The sequence below is a fragment of the Methyloversatilis sp. genome (genome assembly GCF_051861465.1).
In the GTDB taxonomy this organism is placed as follows: domain Bacteria; phylum Pseudomonadota; class Gammaproteobacteria; order Burkholderiales; family Rhodocyclaceae; genus Methyloversatilis.
In genome coordinates this window covers 171,163-188,397 of the sequence record NZ_JBHYCQ010000002.1, presented here as the reverse complement: position 1 = coordinate 188,397, position 17,235 = coordinate 171,163, and the positions used below count along the sequence as shown (strand labels likewise).

The window sequence follows — 17,235 nt, the reverse complement described above, 5'->3', positions numbered from 1 at the left end:
CGCTGCGAGCGGTGCGAACCAATTAGATCTGCATTGCTTTGCGCACATTCGATGCAAAGCTTATGCACCGCAGGGCGTCCGATCCGCAGGCCGGATCAGGTCTCTGCGGGGCACCTGCGCAATGAAAAAGCGCCCTGCAGCATGTGCTGCAGGGCGCTCGTTCCGCGCGGTCGCGCGGGATGCGTTCAGTCTTCTGCCGCGCCGGGTTTGAGGGCGGCCTTGACGGTCACTTCGTTCAGCGACGGCTCGCACAGTTCGATGAAGCGATAGGCATAGCCACGCAGGTAGTGCTTGCGGCGCAACGCGATCAGGCTGGTGTTGGCGGCGAACAGATGGTCGCTGTCGAGCAGGCGCAGGCCGCTGTCACGCACCGAATTGAAGGCGACCGACGCGACGATGCCGACGCCCAGCCCGAGTTCGACATAGGTCTTGATCACGTCGGCGTCGAGTGCCGACATGACGATGTCGGGCAGCAGGCCGGCGCGCGCAAAGGTGGCGTCGATGCTCGATCGACCGGTGAAGCCTTCGTGATAGGTCACCACCGGATGTTCGGCGATGGCTTCCAGCGTCAGCGGCGACACGCTTTCGAGCGGATGGCCGGCCGGCACGATCGCGGCGTGATGCCATGAATAGAACGGGAAGGCCACCAGTTCGGGCGCGCCGGCCAGCGTTTCGGTGGCGATGCCGATGTCCGCCTCGCCGTCGTTGAGCAGTTCGACGATTTCACCCGGGCTGGCCTGCAGCAGCACCAGGTGTACCTTGGGGAACAGCCGCTTGAACTCGGTCACCACGCGCGGCAGCGCATAGCGCGCCTGGGTATGCGTGGTGGCGATGCGCAACTGGCCCTCGTCGCGGCGGGCGAATTGTTCCGCCAGCCGCTTGATGTTGCCGGCGTCGAGCAGCATGCGTTCGACGATCTCGACCAGTTCGCTGCCGGGGTCGGTCAGGCCAAGCAGGCGCTTGCCCTTGCGCACGAACAGCTCGATGCCCAGTTCGTCTTCGAGGTCCTTGATGTGCTTGCTCACGCCCGACTGCGAGGTGAACAGCGCATTGGCGACTTCGGTCAGGTTGAATTGCCGCCTGACCGTTTCGCGGATGATGCGAAGTTGCTGAAAATTCATGATGCGGTGTCTTTCCGGAAATCCTCGATCAGCGCGCAAAAACGCGCAATTGCGACGGCAGCAGCCGCACCGGCTGGCCCTCCTGCAGTCCCAGCTCCTCGACTCGAGTGCGCGTCATTTCCACTTCGAAGTGCTGGCCCGACACGCCATTGAGGCCGTCCAGCTCTACCCTCGCCGTGACGCCGAACGACAGCACGCGGGCGATGCGTGCCGACACGCCGGCGGTGGACGCCGGGTCGATGACGATGTCCAGCTCGTGTGGGCGGGCGAAGGCAACGACCTCGTCGCCCTGACTGAAGTCATTGACACGATGCGGCAGGATATCGTCGCCGATGCGTACCGTACTGCCGTCGATGCGCCCATGGAACGGATTCACCGCACCGAGGAAGCCGTAGACGAAGGGCGTTGCCGGGTGACGGTAAACTTCTTCGGGCGTGCCGATCTGTTCGACCTTGCCGTGGTCCATCAGCACGACGCGGTCGGCGACTTCGAGCGCCTCTTCCTGGTCATGCGTGACGAAGATCGACGTGATGTGCAGTTCGTCGTGCAACCGGCGCAGCCAGCGGCGCAATTCCTTGCGCACCTTGGCGTCGAGTGCGCCGAACGGCTCGTCGAGCAGCAGCACGCGCGGTTCGACCGCCAGAGCGCGGGCCAGTGCGATGCGTTGACGCTGGCCGCCGGACAGCTGCGACGGAAAGCGGTCGGCCAGCCAGTCGAGCTGCACCAGCTTGAGCAGGTCATGCACCTTGGTGCGGATCACCTTTTCGCTGGGACGCTCGGCACGCGGCTTCATGCGCAGGCCAAAGGCGACGTTGTCGAACACATTCATGTGGCGGAACAGCGCGTAGTGCTGAAACACGAAGCCCACATGGCGCTCGCGCACGTGGGTGTCCGAGGCGTCTTCGCCGTCGAGCAGCACGCGGCCGCTGTCGGCGAATTCCAGCCCGGCGATGATCCGCAGCAGCGTGGTCTTGCCGCAGCCGGACGGGCCGAGCAGCGCGACCAGTTCGCCGGTCGGAAAGTCGAGCGATACGTCGCCCAGCGCAACGAAATCGCCGAAGCCCTTGTGGATGTTCTGTACCTGGATGCTCATGATTCTTCCTTGGTCTTTGCGGCCTGATGCTCGATCCACGTCTTGATGCACAGTGTGACCAGCGCCAGCAGGGCCAGTAAGGAGGCCACGGCGAAGGCAGCGGCGAACTGGTACTCGTTGTAGAGAATCTCGACATGCAGCGGCATGGTGTTGGTCAGCCCGCGGATGTGGCCTGACACCACCGACACGGCGCCGAACTCGCCCATGGCCCGCGCATTGCACAGGATGACGCCGTACAGCAGGCCCCACTTGATATTGGGCAGGGTGACATGCCAGAAGGTCTGCCATCCGTTCGCCCCCAGCACTACCGCGGCTTCTTCCTCTTCCTTGCCCTGCGCCTGCATCAGCGGGATGAGCTCACGCGCCACGAAGGGAAAGGTGACGAAAACCGTCGCCAGCACGATGCCCGGTACCGCGAAAATGATCCTGATGTCGTGGTCGGCCAGCGAGGAACCAAACCAGCCCTGGGCGCCGAACACCAGCACATAGATCAGGCCGGCCACCACCGGCGATACCGAGAACGGCAGGTCGATCAGCGTGATCAGCACCTGCTTGCCCGGAAACTCGAATTTGGTGATGGCCCATGCGGCGGCCACGCCGAAGCTCAGATTCAGTGGCACCGCAATCGCGGCCGCGATCAGCGTGAGCTTGATGGCCGATAGCGCATCCGGCTCGATCAGCGCAGCAAGATAGGTATCCCAGCCCTTGCGGAAGGCCTCGACGAAGACCGCAATCAGCGGCATCAGCAGGAAAAGCGTGAAGAAGGTCAGCGAAACGCCGACGATCGTCCATTTGATCCAGGTCGGCTCGCGGGTGGCCGAGCGCGTCTCGAATCTGGCGGCATGATCGACCGCGGCGTGCAGCGACGTGACGGCAGCCATCAGCGGTCCCTCCCGGTTACCTTGTTGGTCCAGGCCTGCAGCCCATTGATGGTCAGCAGCAGGATGAAGGACAGCACCAGCATCACCACCGCGATCGCGGTCGCACCGGCGTAGTCGTACTGTTCCAGCTTGGTGATGATGATCAGCGGGGTGATCTCCGACACCATGGGAATGTTGCCGGCGATGAAGATGACCGAGCCGTACTCGCCGACCGCGCGGGCAAAGGCCAGCGCGAAACCGGTCAGCAGCGCAGGGAGCAGGATGGGCAGCGTCACGTAGCGGAAGGTTTGCCAGCGGCGCGCGCCCAGACTGGCGGCCGCTTCTTCCAGTTCGGTATCGAGGTCCTCGAGGATGGGCTGTACCGTGCGCACGACGAAGGGCAGGCCGATGAAGATCAGCGCGACCAGCACACCGAGCGGGCCGAACGCGACCTTGATACCGAATTCACCTTCGATCCACTGGCCCAGCCAGCCGTTCTTGGCATACAGCGCCGTCAGCGCGATGCCGGCCACCGCGGTCGGCAATGCGAACGGCAGGTCGATGAGGGCGTCGACCAGTTTCTTGCCCGGAAAGCGGTAGCGCACCAGCGACCAGGCGAGCATCAGGCCGAACAGCGCATTGATGGCGGCGGCCAGCAGCGACGCGCCGAAAGTGAGCTTGTAGGTCGCGACGACGCGCGGAGCGGTCACGACGGCCCAGAATTCCGCCAGTCCGAGTTCGGTCGTCTTGATGAATACGGCAGACAGCGGGATCAGCACGATCACCGACAGATAGAACAGCGTGTAACCGAGCGTCAGATTGAAGCCGGGCAGCACGCGCCGGGTGCTCCGGCTCACGGTCGTCGCCCCGATGGATGGGAAGTGATGTGCATGGGTGGTCTCGGAAATGAATCGAATGTCGATCCGAAAGCCTACGGACCACTATCCATATCTGGAAATAATAAGAAACGAATTGCTTAGTCGTTTTTTGAATTGACTTCGAAGGTGTGACGGGTAGGCAGACGCGCCGCACAGGCCGGCTGCCTTTCGCGCGCGCATTTCGCCGGGCTTTCTCCCGTCTTTTCCGCCGATTGCCCGGCGCGGGGCGATCGCACAATCGGTGTCCTGTTCATCACCCGTCTGATCTGCGAACGTGGCAGAAGAAAGCGATCTCGAAAAAACCGAACCCGCGTCACAGCGCAAGCTGGAGAAGGCGCGGGAAGAGGGGCAGGTACCGAGTTCGCGCGAGCTGGCGACCTTTCTGGTCACCATGACCGGTGTGGCCGGCATGTATGGTCTGGCCGGCTGGATGTGGCCGCGCAGCGCGCAACTGCTGCGCGACGGGCTGACCGTGGACCGGCGTGCGATCTTCGATCCGTCGGCGATGTTCACCATCCTGATCGACCGTATCGTCGACGGGTTGATCGTGCTGGCGCCGCTGATGCTGGCGCTATTGGTCGCTGCGCTGGTCGCCCCCTTCCTGATGGGCGGCGCGGTGTTTGCGCCCAAGGCGCTCGAGCCGAAATTCTCCAAACTCAATCCGCTGGCCGGCCTCAAGCGGATGGTGTCGAAAACCGCGCTGGTCGAACTGGGCAAGGGCGTTGGCAAGGCCACCCTGGTCGGCAGCGTGGCCGCCTGGGTCGTGCTGCGTGACCAGGACATGCTGTTCGCCATGTTCAGCGCGCCGGTCGACGTGGCACTTGCCGCCACCGGCGACCTGGTGATGACCGCCACGCTGATCCTGGTGGCCGGCATGGCGCTGATCGTTGCCATCGACGTGCCGTTCCAGCTCTGGCATTACCAGTCCGAGCTGAAGATGACCAAGGAAGAGGCGCGGCAGGAATTCAAGGAGCAGGAAGGCGACCCGCACGTGAAGGGCCGCATCCGCCAGCAGCAGCGTGAGATGGCGCGCAGCCGCATGATGGCCAATGTGCCGAAGGCCGACGTCGTGGTGACTAACCCGACCCACTTTTCGGTGGCACTGAAATACGACGTGGCCAAGGGCGGCGCACCGCGGGTGGTGGCCAAGGGCGCCGGCGAAGTGGCGCTGCGCATCCGCACGCTGGCGGCCGAAGCCGGCGTGCCGCTGGTCGAGGCGCCGCCGCTGGCGCGTGCCTTGCACAAGCACGTGGAACTCGAGCAGGAAGTACCCGCGCGGCTGTTCCGTGCGGTCGCCGAAGTGCTTGCTTACGTCTACCAACTGAACGACGCCTTCGCCAAGGGCGTCGAGAAGCCCCGTCCGCCCGACGACCTGCCGGTGCCCGCCGATCTCGATCCGGGCAGCGCGTAGACAACGCTGCTTTTGCCGTGTCCCGGCACGAATGGGCGCGGCGTATGGATTCCCTGCGACGCCCAAGCAGCACACGACGGTGTGCGCGAGCGACGGGCTCGCGCGCCCCTCGTGTCCACTTCACCCGCTGTCGCGCCCTTTCAGCCTGGCAGTATTACCCTTGACGACATGGCTTGCCTATCCACCGAACGCGTTGTGCTGTAACGGATTTATCGCGAAGCGCTGCAGGGCATGACGTAGACTTCGGGGCTCCGATCTTCACTCAGGTTTCCGTCATGACCCTGCAACCCGTCATTCTGTGCGGTGGCTCCGGCACCCGCCTCTGGCCGTTGTCGCGCGAACGCTATCCGAAGCAGCTGCTGCCGCTGGACGGCGAGCGGACGCTGCTGCAGGACACCGCCCTGCGCGCTGGCGCACCCGGACTGACGATTGCCGCACCGCTCATCGTGTGCAATGAGGAATACCGCTTCCTGACCGCCGAACAGCTGCGCCAGATCGATGTGCAGCCGGCGTCGCTGCTGCTCGAACCGATGGGGCGCAACACCGCACCGGCGCTGGCGCTGGCGGCGCTCGCCGCCGGCGCGGCCGACCCGGTGCTGCTGGTCATGCCGTCCGATCATGTGATCCGCGATACCGGCGCTTTCCGCGATGCGGTGGCACTGGGCGCCGCGCACGCCGACGCGGGCGCGGTGGTCACCTTCGGCATCACGCCGGACAAGCCTGAAACGGGCTACGGCTACATCCGGACCGGCGCAGCGCTGGCCGGTGGTCCGGCGCGCACGCTCGACCGCTTCGTCGAAAAACCCGACGCGGCAACCGCCGAGGCCTATCTGGCCAGCGGCGACTATCTGTGGAACGCCGGCATCTTCATGATGAAGGCAAGCGTGGCGCTGGCCCTGCTGAAGCGGTTCCGACCGGACATCGAAGCGGCCAGCCGCACGGCCTTCGAGCGCGGTGCCGCCGACCACGACTTCTACCGCATCGACAAGGCCGCGTTCTCGGCCTGCCCGTCCGACTCGATCGACTACGCCATCATGGAACCGCTGGCCGCCGGCGAGCCGCGCGTGGCGCCGGCCGTCGTCGTGCCGCTCGATGCCGGCTGGTCCGATGTCGGCGCGTGGGACGCGCTGTGGCAGGTGGCGGCGAAGGACGCCGACGGCAATGTGTCGCGTGGCGACGTGCTGCTGCAGGACACGCAGGACAGTCTGGTGTTTGCCGAAACCCGCATGGTGAGCTGCCTCGGCATGAAGGATGTGGTGGTGGTGGAAACCTGTGATGCGGTGATGGTGGTGGCGAAGGACCGCACGCAGGACGTGAAGCGCATCGTCGCCCACCTGAAGGCGAACAAGCGGCCGGAGGCGGAGAATCACCGCAAGGTGTATCGGCCGTGGGGCTATTACGATTCGATCGACGCCGGTCCGCGTTTCCAGGTGAAGCGCATCGTCGTCAATCCGGGCGCATCGCTGTCGCTGCAGATGCACCACCATCGCGCGGAACACTGGATCGTCGTCAGCGGTACGGCACGCGTCACCTGCGGCGAGAACATCCTGCTGCTGTCGGAAAACCAGTCCACCTACATCCCGCTGGGCACGACGCACCGGCTGGAAAATCCGGGCAAGCTGCCGCTGGAAATGATCGAGGTGCAGTCAGGCAGCTATCTCGGCGAAGACGACATCGTGCGCTTCGAGGACACCTACGGCCGCAAGTGAGCGCGAAGGCAGTGCGGGCGGAGGACGCCCGCACTGGACGTCTGACGAAAGGTCAGACGACGAACTTCTCCAGCCGCTGCCGCATGCTCTGCGACAGGCTGTTCATCGCGTCGGCTGCGTCGCCGACACTGACCACGGCGTGCCGGTTGGTTTCGCTCATGCCGGCGATGCATTCGACCTGCCGGGCGATGCTTTCGCTGGCTGAGGTCTGCTCCAGCAATGCGCGTGAAATGTCTTCCGTGGCGCCGACCACCTTGCGTGATTCCGCCTGGATCTCGGCGATCGCCTGACCTGCGTCATGCGTCGACGCGCCGATCCGTTCGAACTGGTCGAAAAGCGTCGTCATGTTGCCGACCGCGCTTGTGCTGACCGATTGAACGGTGTCCACCGCGGCATCGATCTCGCGCGTCGCCACGGCAGTCCGTTCAGCCAGTTTGCGCACCTCGTCTGCCACGACCGCGAAGCCGCGGCCCTGTTCGCCAGCGCGAGCGGCCTCGATCGCCGCATTCAGCGCAAGCAGGTTGGTCTGGTCCGCGATGTCCTTGATGGTGGCCGCGATCTTGCCGATGTGCGCCATGCTCGCGCCGAGCGCATTCATGCCTTCCATCGTCGAATGAACGTCCTGTGCGGCTTTGGACATGGCGCCGGACGCCGACTCGATCACGCCACCGCCGAATTCGGCCCGTTCCATCGATGATCGGGACACATCGCGCGCGCTGCCGGCGCTGTCGCTGACGTGCGCCACGCTGACCGCCAGCTCCTCGGCCGCCGCCGCCATGTTCGACGTCGAGTCATTCTGCTGGGACACGGCGGCGGCAAGCGTCGACACCGAACCGTGCAACGAGGATGAATGGCTGGCGATGTGCTGCGCGTTGTCGCGCATCAGTCTGAGTACGCTGCGCAGCTCGCCGAACAGGGCGTTGATCGAGGCACCTGCTTCCGACAACTCGTCGCCGAGGTGATCCGGCGCCTTGACGGTCAGGTCGAGTCGCTCGCGTGCGGTCGCCAGCGCGGCGCGCAGCGACTGCAGGCTGTGCGCCAGCCGACGTACCGTGAGCACCACGCCGGTCACCAAGATCAGCGACAACAAGGAAATGGCAATCACCAGCGTCGTGAGTCCGGTCTGGTAAAGCGCGGCGGTATGCGCCTGCGTGCGCACGCCCAGCGCCTTCACGTCTTCGGCCATGCCCTGCGTCAGCGCGGTCATCGCATCGGTCGTGCTGCGGTCGATGCCCTTGACGGCCCGGTCCACCTTCTTGCCGGATTCGGGGTCAGCGGCATCAAATGACTGCAGTGCCGTGCGATAGCTTGCCAGCATCGCGCCGTGCGCCGCGATCAGCGCATCGACTTCCGCGGCGCGCGGCGAGGCGTCTTCCTTCAGGCGGGCGCTGATGCTGCCCAGTCGCTCGGCGACGGCGGCGGCCTGCGTTTCGAAGCCGTCGCGATAACGCTTGAACTGTTCAGGGTCGTTGCCGCGGATGAGCGTGTTCTTCCATTCCTGCACCTGGGTCTTGAAGTCGATGCCTGCGTTCTGCACGTCGAGCACGATATCGACCGCACGGCCCATCTGCGCGAGGTCAATGGCAACACCCCGGTCGAGACGCGCCAGCTGGAAAAGGCCGAAACCGCCGGCCATGAGCAGCCCGAAGAGCGATGCTGCACCGAGCGCGAGCAGTCTGCTGCGCAGGGTCTTGAGTGCAAACATGGACGTGCTCCCCGAATTCCGATGAAGCAATGGATATCGGCAGCAGGAAGTGTGACTTGATGCACGTTTTCGAGGTGCCGTGCGCACCGGGGCACTGCAGCTACTTGCGCTTGATCAGTCCGGCGGCGCCGATTGCGATCAGCACGGCCGGCCACCAGGTGCCGAGAATCTCGCCCAGGTCCCGCAGCGAAAAGAGCTCCAGATTCGACGCCAGCAGCAGCGCGCCGATGAGAATGAGGCCGATCGAACCGATCATGGGGTGTCCTGTGTGCGGTCTGGGTAGTCTGAAGCCGGCGCCTGAACGACATGCCGACGCCGGATGGTAGTGCGAGTCGGCACGTTTGAGGCGACTGCGGCTGCAGCCGTGCGGCTTGCGGCATACTTCCGGCTTCTCCAGTCATCCCCGCAGCACACCATGGCCCAATACGTGATGTCGATGCTCCGCGTGAGCAAGGTCGTTCCGCCCAAGCGCACGATCATCAAGGACATATCGCTTTCCTTCTTCCCCGGCGCAAAGATCGGCCTGCTCGGCCTGAACGGCTCGGGCAAGTCGACGGTGCTGCGCATCATGGCCGGTGCCGACAAGGAATTCGAGGGCGAGGTGCAGCACCTGCCGGGCATCCGCATTGGCTATCTGCCTCAGGAACCCGAGCTCGATCCGGCGAAAACGGTGAAGGAAGAAGTGGAATCCGGTCTTGGCGACATCATGGAAGCGCGCACGAAACTGGACGCGATCTATGCCGCCTACGCCGAGCCGGACGCCGATTTCGACAAGCTGGCCGAAGAACAGGCGAAGTACGAAAACGTGCTGGCGACCGCCGGTGCCGACATCGAAACCCAGATGGAAATCGCCGCCGATGCGCTGCGCCTGCCGCCGTGGGACGCGAAGATCGCGCCGCTGTCCGGCGGCGAGAAGCGCCGCGTGGCGCTGTGCAAGCTGTTGCTGTCCAAGCCGGACATGCTGCTGCTGGACGAACCGACCAACCACCTGGACGCCGAATCGGTCGAGTGGCTGGAACAGTTCCTGGTCCGCTTCCCGGGCACGGTCGTGGCGGTGACGCACGATCGCTACTTCCTCGACAACGCCGCTGAATGGATCCTCGAGCTCGACCGCGGCCACGGCATTCCGTGGAAGGGCAACTATTCGAGCTGGCTGGACCAGAAGGGTGCGCGCCTGAAGCAGGAAGAGAACACCGAATCGGCGCGCCAGAAGGCGCTCGCCACCGAACTGGAATGGGTGCGCGGCAATCCGAAGGCGCGCCAGGCCAAGTCGAAGGCGCGTCTGGCGCGTTACGAGGAAATGAGCAGCGTCGAGTACCAGAAGCGCAACGAAACGCACGAAATCTTCATCCCGCCGGGCGAGCGCCTGGGCGACAAGGTGATCGAATTCAACGGCGTGTCGAAGGGTTTCGGCGACCGTCTGCTGATCGACAACCTCAGTTTCAGCGTTCCGCCGGGTGCCATCGTCGGCGTGATCGGCCCGAACGGCGCCGGCAAATCGACGCTGTTCCGCATGATCCAGGGTCTGGACAAGCCCGATTCCGGCGAAATCGTGGTCGGGCCGACGGTCAAGATCGCCGCGGTCAATCAGACACGCGAAGGCCTGGATGGCGCCAAGACCGTGTTCGAAGCGGTCGCCGACGGCGCCGACATCCTGACCGTGGGCCGCTTCGAAATGCCCAGCCGGGCCTACATCGGCCGCTTCAACTTCAAAGGCGGCGACCAGCAGAAGATCGTCGGCAACCTGTCGGGCGGCGAGCGTGGCCGGCTGCATCTGGCCAAGACGCTGATCGCCGGCGGCAACGTGCTGCTGCTCGACGAGCCGTCGAACGACCTCGACGTGGAAACGCTGCGCGCGCTGGAAGATGCCCTGCTCGAGTTTTCCGGCTGCGTGCTCGTCACCTCGCACGACCGCTGGTTCCTCGACCGCATCGCCACGCACATCCTCGCTGCCGAGGGGGACTCGCAGTGGACCTTCTTCAACGGCAACTATCAGGAATACGAAGCCGACAAGAAGAAGCGCCTCGGCGAAGACGGCGCCAGACCGCACCGCATCCGCTACAAGCCGATCGCCCGCTGAGCCGCTGCCTGCCGGTAGCCGTACCGGCAGGCACTCGGGTTGCAGTCATTCGGCGAACGGCCGTTAATGCTGCAGCGTCTTCTCCTTACCTTCAATCCCATGACTTCCCGGCAGACTCCACTGCAGCGCAACGACGCCGATGCGTCGGCCGCCTCGACGCCGTTGCCCGCCCAGACCATGAACCGTCACACGCGCGGTCGCGTGACCGGCAAGCACCGGCTTCTGCTGCTGCTCGGCCTGCTGCTTTCGCTCGGGTTTGTCATGACGACACTGGTCAGCTACTACGTGTCGAAGAACGGGATCCATCGCTCCATCGTCGACAGCGAACTGCCGCTCACGTCGGACAACATCTACTCGGAAATCCAGAAGGATCTGATCCGCCCGGTGTTCATCGCGTCGATGATGGCCGGCGACACCTTTCTGCGCGACTGGGTGCTGCGCAACGAACGCGATGTGCCGGCGCTGACCAAGTTCCTCGGCGAAGTGCGCAGCCGTTACGGCACCTTCACCAGCTTTTTCGTATCGGAGCGCACGCGAAACTACTATCACCCGGACGGCTTGCTGCGCAAGGTGAGCGAAGACAACCCGCAGGACAGCTGGTATTTCAGGGTGCGGCGGCTGGAAGAGCCCTACGAGATCAATGTCGACACCGATACGCGCAGCCGCGACACGCTGACCGTGTTCATCAACTACCGCGTGTACGACTACGACGGCGGCCTGATGGGCGTGACCGGTGTAGGTCTGACGGTCGATACCGTCCGCAAACTGCTGGCCGGCTACCAGCAGCGCTATCAACGCAGCGTCTACTTCGTCGACAAGCAGGGGAAGGTCGTGCTGTTCGGCGAAACCCCCTGGCACGGCGCGGCTCATCTGAACGAGGTCGAAGGGCTGCGCGACATCGCGCCAGCCATGCTGGCGGCGGAAGCGGGCTCGTTCCAGTATCGCAGCGAGGGGCGCAACTACCTGCTCAATGTGCGTTATGTGCCGGAAATGAAGTGGTTCCTGGTGGTCGAGAAAATCGAGGACGACGCCCTCGCCGACATCCGGCGCACCCTCTACATCAACCTCTGCCTGTGCGTGGTGATCACGCTGGTCACGGTCTATCTGGCCAGCCTGACGCTGGATCGTTACCAGCTCCGCCTGGAAAAGATGGCCACCACAGATCGCCTGACCGGCCTGCTGAACCGGCACGCGTTCGAGATCATGATGGTGCAGACGCTGGCGGATGCCCGGCGCGCGCGTCAGTCGCTGTCAGCGATCCTGTTCGACATCGACCATTTCAAGGCGCTGAACGATCGTCACGGCCATCTGGCCGGGGATCGCATGATCGAGCACGTCAGTGGCCTGATCCGCGCCAGCCTGCGCGAGTCGGACCTGGCGTGCCGCTGGGGTGGGGAAGAATTCCTGCTGGTGCTGCGCGATTGCCGCGAAGCGGACGCGCTCCTGCTGGCGGACACGATCCGGCGCAGGATTGCCGATTGCCCATTGCCGACGATCGGGGAGGCGCTGGCCGTGACGGTGAGCGCCGGCCTCACCACCTGGCGGGCCGAAGACACGCCGGAGACGCTGGTGGAGCGGGCCGATCAGGCGCTGTACGCCGCCAAGCACGCCGGGCGGAACTGCACGAGGAGTGCCTGAAACGGGCGACTTGGGCCGTGCACAATTGCACGCGGCGTTGCAGGGAGTCTGCGATACCCTGCGGCAACCTTGAGGAGATTGCGTTGAAAAAGCCCCTGATTGCGGCAAGTGCCGCGCTGATTGCCACGCTGTCCGTGCCTGCCCAGGCCATTGATGTGGTGTTCGATTACACCTACGACAGCGCCGGATTCTTCACCAGCGACAAGCGGGTGGTGCTCGATCAGGTGGCGCAGGTATTCAGCCTGAACCTGCTCGACACGCTGACCGCGATCACGCCGTCCGGCAGCAACGCCTTCACGGCGCGCCTCTACAACCCCCAGGATCCGTTCGGCACGCCGCTGGCGATCAACAACTTCAGCATCCCCGAGAACGAGATCCGCATTTTCGTCGGCTCACACGCTTTCAGCGGCCAGACGCTGGGCGTCGGCGGCCCGGGCTTCCAGGCCGTCAGTGGCAGCACGGCTTTCATCAACAACGCGCTGTCGCGCGGCGAGCCGGGCGCGCTGACGCCGGTCGAAACCGATTTCGGGCCGTGGGGCGGGTCGATCAGCTTCGGTGCCAACATCAACTGGTACTTCGACAGCGACGTGTCGACCGCCGAAGGCTTTTCCGGCTTCGACTTCTACACCGTGGCGATGCACGAAACGGCGCACGTGTTCGGTTTCGGCACGGCCGACAGCTGGTTCGACGCGGTGGTCGGCGATACCTTCACCGGCGCGGTCACCACGGCCACGAACGGCGGTGCCGCCGTCGCGCTGCAGGGCGACAACACCGATGCGCATTTCGCCACCAGCTTGCGCGGTGTCGCCAATGGCAGCCAGCAGATTCCGCTGCTTTCACCCTTCATACCTTCAGGGCAGCGGCGCTACATGACCGACCTCGACTGGGCGGCGCTGGACGACATCGGCTGGGAAGTGGCCAGCCTGCAGGCCACGGTGCCGGCGCCGATACCCGAGCCGCGCACCTGGGCGATGATGCTCGGCGGCGTGCTGCTGATCGGCATGATGGCGCGTCGCCGCGCCTGATTCCGCACCGGCTGCGACACGAACCGGCTTCGGCCGGTTTTTCATTTGTGGCGCGCTCGCGGATAATCGCGCCTTTACGGCTCATGCCCTGTCGCGCTTCCCGATGACCTCAGACCGCCGCATCCTCGAACTGCTCGCGCCTGCGAAAAATGCCGATTTCGGCATCGAGGCGATCAACCACGGCGCCGATGCGGTGTATATCGGCGGCCCGTCGTTCGGCGCACGCAAGGGTGCCGACAATGAAGTGGCCGACATCGCTCGCCTGGCCGCGCACGCGCACCGCTTCCATGCGAAGGTGTTCGTCGCCTTCAACACCATCCTGCGCGACGACGAGCTGGAACCGGCGCGGCACACCATCCACCAACTGTACGACGCCGGTGTCGATGCGCTGATCGTGCAGGACATGGGCCTGCTGGAAATGGATCTGCCACCGATCCAGTTGCACGCCAGCACGCAGACCGACATCCGGGACGCAGCCAAGGCGCGCTTCCTGCAGGACGTCGGCTTTTCGCAGATCGTGCTGGCACGCGAACTGACGCTGGAGCAGATCCGCGACATCGCATCGAACACGTCGTGTTCGCTTGAATTCTTCGTGCACGGCGCGCTGTGCGTGGCATTCAGCGGTCAGTGCTTCATCAGCCATGCGCACACCGCGCGCAGCGCCAACCGCGGCGAATGTTCGCAGGCCTGCCGTCTGCCCTACACGCTGACCGATGCCAGCGGCGCCGTCGTGGCGCACGACAGGCACCTGCTGTCGATGAAGGACAACGACCAGAGCGCCAATCTGCGCGCGCTGATCGACGCCGGCATCAGCTCGTTCAAGATCGAAGGGCGGCTGAAGGATCTGGCTTACGTGAAGAACATCACCGCCCATTACCGCACGCTGCTCGACGACATCTTGGACGATCTGCCGGCGCACCGGCGCGCATCCAGCGGCCGCTGCACCTTCTTCTTCACGCCGCAGCCGGAAAAGTCATTCAACCGCGGCGCGACCGACTACTTCGTCAATGGCCGGCAGCACGGCATCGAAGCGTTCGAAGCGCCCGGTTTCGTCGGCGAGGAAGCCGCGACCGTGACCCGGGTTGCGGTCGACCACATCGAAGTCGAGTCGCAGGTCGACATCCACAACGGCGACGGTCTGAGCTATTTCGACAGCCACCGCGAACTGCAGGGCCTGCGCATCAATACCGTGCACGGGAAGCAATTGTTCCCCAACGTCATGCCGGATGACCTGAAGCCGGGGCTGACGCTGTTCCGCAACCGGGATCAGGCGTTCGAGCGCGCGCTGGAGAAGAAATCGAGCGAGCGGCGTGTTGCAGTGGATCTGCGGTTTGCAGACACGCCGGACGGTTTTTCATTGACGCTGACCGACGAGGACGGCTGTACGGCGCGCGCGGACATCGCGTTCGAACGGCAGCCAGCGCGCGACGCCGAACGCGCGCTGGCGGGCATCCGGGAGTCCGTCGCACGGCTCGGCAACACGATGTTCGAAGCGCGCACGGTGACGCTGGATACGCAGCAGGCGTGGTTCCTGCCGGCTTCGGTGCTGAACGCCATGCGCCGTGACGCCTGCGAAAAGCTGGAAGCGGCCCGCGTGAAGGCGCATGCACGACCGCGGCCGCTGGCGGCGGTCGAACCGCCGGTGCCGTTCACCGACACCGAACTGAGCTATCTCGCCAACGTGTACAACGAGAAGGCGCGCACCTTCTATCGCCGGCATGGCGTGCAGCTGATCGCCGACGCCTACGAGCTCAATCACGAGCCGGGCGAGGTGTCGCTGATGATCACCAAGCACTGCCTGCGCTACAGCCACAACCTGTGTCCGAAGGAATTGAAGGACTACGACCTGCGCGGCATGGTGAAAGCGGAACCGATGACGCTGATGAACGGCAACGACCGGCTCACCTTGCGCTTCGACTGCAAGAAGTGCGAAATGCATGTGGTCGGGAGCTTGCGAAAATCGGTCCCGCAGGCGCCTGCGATACCGGTCACCTTCCATCGCAGTGCGCCCGCCGGCGTCAAGGTGACGCGCAGCGCGCGCTGAAGTTTCAGCCGCCGATGCCGCTGAAGACGATGGATGCCGTGCGGCGCGCCGCGCGAAGGCATGCCGACCGTTCAACCGCCCGCCTGTCGATTCGACCATGAGCCCGAAACCGAACTGCCCCTCCTGCCGCGTCCCGATGGACGTGCATACCTTTTCGCACCACGGCGGCGGGCCGCTCGAACTCGACATCTGCTACGCCTGCCAGGGCATCTGGTTCGATACGCACGAGAACCAGCAGCTTTCGCCGGCGTCGGTGAATGACCTGTTCAAGCAGCTGCACGAGCATCGCGACGTGCAGCGCAATCCGGTGGCGCCGGTGATGGCCTGCCCGCGCTGCAGCAGCAAGCTCGAACATGGCTACGACATCGTACGCAGTGGCCGCTATGCCACCAGTCGCTGCCCGCATCGCCACGGCCGCTTCAGCACCTTTGCTTCGTTCATGATCGAAAAGGGTTTCGTCCGCCAGCTCACCAAGCCGGAAATCCACGATCTGAGCAAGCGGGTCGGCGCCATCTACTGCACCGGCTGCGGCGCGCCGGTCGACATCCGAAAGGACCACGCCTGTCCGCATTGCCGGTCCGCCTTCTCGCTGATCGATCCGGATGCGGTGAAGAGTGCGCTCAACGGTTATCGTGCGGCAGAGGAAAAGCGCGCCAACCGCGATCCGGAGGCGATTGCCGACGCGCTGATCGAAACCGAAAGACGCGAACAGCAGGCGCGCCGCTCAGGGGGCACGTCGGCCCGTTCGTCGCGTGCCAATCCCGCACTGGACGCCACCTCGCTCGATGTGGGCGATCTGGTGATGGCAGGCGTTTCACTGGTCTGGAAAATACTCACATGATCACCGTTCATCATCTGGCGCATTCCCGTTCGCAGCGCGTGCTGTGGTTGCTTGAAGAGCTCGGGCTCGAGTACGCGGTGAAGCGTTACGAGCGCGATCCGGAAACGTCCTATGCGCCGCCGGAACTGCGCGCGGTACACCCTCTTGGCAAGTCGCCGGTCATCACCGACGGCGATCAGGTCATCGCCGAATCGGGTGCCATCATCGAATATCTGGTCGAGGTGCATGGCGCGGGCCGGCTCAAACCCTCACCCGGAAGTGCCGACGCGCGCCGTTACACCTACTGGCTGCATTTCGCGGAAGGCTCAGCGATGCCGTACCAGCTGATGCATCTGGTATTTCAGAAGGTGCGCAATGCGCCGGTGCCGTTTTTCATCAAGCCCGTGGCGCGCGGTCTGGCCGATCACGTGCTGAAAACCTTCGTGCAGCCGAACATCGATGACCAGCTGCGCTTCATGGAAGCGGAACTGGCGACGCGGCCGTGGTTTGCCGGTGACGCGTTCACCGCGGCCGACATCCAGATGAGTTTTCCGGTCGAAGCGGCGGCAAAGGGGGCCGGCCTCGGTTCGACGCATCCGCGTCTGGCCGATTTTCTGACCCGCATCCACAGCCGCCCGGCCTGGCAGCGGGCACGCGAACGCGGTGGCCCCTACAGTTTCGCCGACTGATCGGCGCGTGCAGCGCGTGCCGCATCCTCTTCGATATGCCGCTTGAAGAAGCGGCCGAACCAGATGCTCATGAAGAGGGTGAATGCAATGACCAGCAGGCTCATCAGTCCGTAGTCGGTAGACAGCAGATCAGTCAGCGCTTTCATGATGCAGACCTCGGTG

The 17,235-nt window shown here is 64.5% G+C and carries 15 protein-coding genes; 8 read left to right on the top strand and 7 right to left on the bottom strand.

What is annotated here, in order from left to right; genetic code table 11:
- Positions 1-185: 185 nt before the first annotated feature.
- From ACTIFF_RS03245 to cysT, 4 genes are read right to left on the bottom strand one after another with little or no spacing between them, the layout of a single operon-like run.
- A complete protein-coding gene (locus tag ACTIFF_RS03245; RefSeq protein ID WP_439535526.1) occupies positions 186-1,121 on the bottom strand; it encodes a CysB family HTH-type transcriptional regulator in 936 nt (311 codons plus the stop codon).
- 28 nt (positions 1,122-1,149) lie between these two features.
- A complete protein-coding gene (locus ACTIFF_RS03240) occupies positions 1,150-2,214 on the bottom strand; it encodes a sulfate/molybdate ABC transporter ATP-binding protein (protein ID WP_306477634.1) in 1,065 nt (354 codons plus the stop codon).
- Positions 2,211-3,095, bottom strand: a complete 885-nt coding sequence (cysW, locus tag ACTIFF_RS03235) for a sulfate ABC transporter permease subunit CysW (RefSeq protein ID WP_439535525.1) — start codon at positions 3,093-3,095, stop codon at positions 2,211-2,213. The genes ACTIFF_RS03240 and cysW overlap by 4 nt, the downstream gene beginning before the upstream one ends.
- Positions 3,095-3,931 (bottom strand): sulfate ABC transporter permease subunit CysT, encoded by an 837-nt coding sequence (cysT, locus tag ACTIFF_RS03230; RefSeq protein ID WP_439535524.1) that lies wholly within the window; start codon positions 3,929-3,931, stop codon positions 3,095-3,097. The genes cysW and cysT overlap by 1 nt, the downstream gene beginning before the upstream one ends.
- A gap of 295 nt (positions 3,932-4,226) precedes the next feature.
- On the opposite strand from cysT, the gene flhB reads away from it, so the two are divergent.
- Positions 4,227-5,363, top strand: coding sequence for a flagellar biosynthesis protein FlhB (gene flhB / locus ACTIFF_RS03225; protein WP_439535523.1), 1,137 nt, complete (start codon positions 4,227-4,229; stop codon positions 5,361-5,363).
- A 275-nt stretch (positions 5,364-5,638) separates the two neighbouring features.
- Entirely contained in the window at positions 5,639-7,072 is a 1,434-nt protein-coding gene (locus ACTIFF_RS03220; RefSeq protein WP_439535522.1) for a mannose-1-phosphate guanylyltransferase/mannose-6-phosphate isomerase, read from the top strand.
- A gap of 52 nt (positions 7,073-7,124) precedes the next feature.
- On the opposite strand, the gene ACTIFF_RS03215 is transcribed toward ACTIFF_RS03220, so the two are convergent.
- Positions 7,125-8,777, bottom strand: a complete 1,653-nt coding sequence (locus ACTIFF_RS03215; protein ID WP_439535521.1) for a methyl-accepting chemotaxis protein — start codon at positions 8,775-8,777, stop codon at positions 7,125-7,127.
- 100 nt (positions 8,778-8,877) lie between these two features.
- Complete coding sequence (locus ACTIFF_RS03210; RefSeq protein WP_190295055.1) at positions 8,878-9,033, bottom strand: LiaI-LiaF-like domain-containing protein; 156 nt, start codon at positions 9,031-9,033, stop codon at positions 8,878-8,880.
- 159 nt (positions 9,034-9,192) lie between these two features.
- Here ACTIFF_RS03210 and ettA point away from each other — a divergent pair, with 159 nt between their 5' ends.
- The 6 genes from ettA (at position 9,193) to ACTIFF_RS03180 (ending at position 17,073) form a co-directional block, all read left to right on the top strand.
- Positions 9,193-10,857, top strand: a complete 1,665-nt coding sequence (gene ettA / locus ACTIFF_RS03205) for an energy-dependent translational throttle protein EttA (RefSeq protein WP_439535520.1) — start codon at positions 9,193-9,195, stop codon at positions 10,855-10,857.
- Between the two features lie 99 nt (positions 10,858-10,956).
- Positions 10,957-12,495, top strand: a complete 1,539-nt coding sequence (locus ACTIFF_RS03200; RefSeq protein WP_439535519.1) for a sensor domain-containing diguanylate cyclase — start codon at positions 10,957-10,959, stop codon at positions 12,493-12,495.
- 83 nt (positions 12,496-12,578) lie between these two features.
- Positions 12,579-13,520: a PEP-CTERM sorting domain-containing protein gene (locus ACTIFF_RS03195; protein ID WP_439535518.1), complete on the top strand. Its 942-nt coding sequence runs from the start codon at positions 12,579-12,581 to the stop codon at positions 13,518-13,520.
- 103 nt (positions 13,521-13,623) lie between these two features.
- Complete coding sequence (locus ACTIFF_RS03190; RefSeq protein WP_439535517.1) at positions 13,624-15,564, top strand: peptidase U32 family protein; 1,941 nt, start codon at positions 13,624-13,626, stop codon at positions 15,562-15,564.
- Positions 15,565-15,661: 97 nt separating this feature from the next.
- Positions 15,662-16,405: a zf-TFIIB domain-containing protein gene (locus tag ACTIFF_RS03185; protein WP_439535516.1), complete on the top strand. Its 744-nt coding sequence runs from the start codon at positions 15,662-15,664 to the stop codon at positions 16,403-16,405.
- The gene (locus tag ACTIFF_RS03180) at positions 16,402-17,073 is read left to right on the top strand and encodes a glutathione S-transferase (protein WP_439535515.1); all 672 of its coding nucleotides are present in this window, start codon (positions 16,402-16,404) and stop codon (positions 17,071-17,073) included. The genes ACTIFF_RS03185 and ACTIFF_RS03180 overlap by 4 nt, the downstream gene beginning before the upstream one ends.
- On the opposite strand, the gene ACTIFF_RS03175 is transcribed toward ACTIFF_RS03180, so the two are convergent.
- A complete protein-coding gene (locus ACTIFF_RS03175; RefSeq protein ID WP_439535514.1) occupies positions 17,055-17,219 on the bottom strand; it encodes a DUF3149 domain-containing protein in 165 nt (54 codons plus the stop codon). The genes ACTIFF_RS03180 and ACTIFF_RS03175 overlap by 19 nt on opposite strands.
- Between the last annotated feature and the right edge of the window lie 16 nt (positions 17,220-17,235).

Bases quoted from the DNA above. Each gene is read 5' to 3' on its own strand.
- ACTIFF_RS03245 (WP_439535526.1), bottom strand. From the start codon at position 1,121: ATGAATTTTCAGCAACTTCGCATCATCCGCGAAACGGTCAGGCGGCAA.
- ACTIFF_RS03240 (WP_306477634.1), bottom strand. From the start codon at position 2,214: ATGAGCATCCAGGTACAGAACATCCACAAGGGCTTCGGCGATTTCGTT.
- cysW (WP_439535525.1), bottom strand. From the start codon at position 3,095: ATGGCTGCCGTCACGTCGCTGCACGCCGCGGTCGATCATGCCGCCAGA.
- ACTIFF_RS03220 (WP_439535522.1), top strand. From the start codon at position 5,639: ATGACCCTGCAACCCGTCATTCTGTGCGGTGGCTCCGGCACCCGCCTC.
- ACTIFF_RS03215 (WP_439535521.1), bottom strand. From the start codon at position 8,777: ATGTTTGCACTCAAGACCCTGCGCAGCAGACTGCTCGCGCTCGGTGCA.
- ACTIFF_RS03210 (WP_190295055.1), bottom strand. From the start codon at position 9,033: ATGATCGGTTCGATCGGCCTCATTCTCATCGGCGCGCTGCTGCTGGCG.
- ettA (WP_439535520.1), top strand. From the start codon at position 9,193: ATGGCCCAATACGTGATGTCGATGCTCCGCGTGAGCAAGGTCGTTCCG.
- ACTIFF_RS03200 (WP_439535519.1), top strand. From the start codon at position 10,957: ATGACTTCCCGGCAGACTCCACTGCAGCGCAACGACGCCGATGCGTCG.
- ACTIFF_RS03190 (WP_439535517.1), top strand. From the start codon at position 13,624: ATGACCTCAGACCGCCGCATCCTCGAACTGCTCGCGCCTGCGAAAAAT.
- ACTIFF_RS03185 (WP_439535516.1), top strand. From the start codon at position 15,662: ATGAGCCCGAAACCGAACTGCCCCTCCTGCCGCGTCCCGATGGACGTG.
- ACTIFF_RS03180 (WP_439535515.1), top strand. From the start codon at position 16,402: ATGATCACCGTTCATCATCTGGCGCATTCCCGTTCGCAGCGCGTGCTG.
- ACTIFF_RS03175 (WP_439535514.1), bottom strand. From the start codon at position 17,219: ATGAAAGCGCTGACTGATCTGCTGTCTACCGACTACGGACTGATGAGC.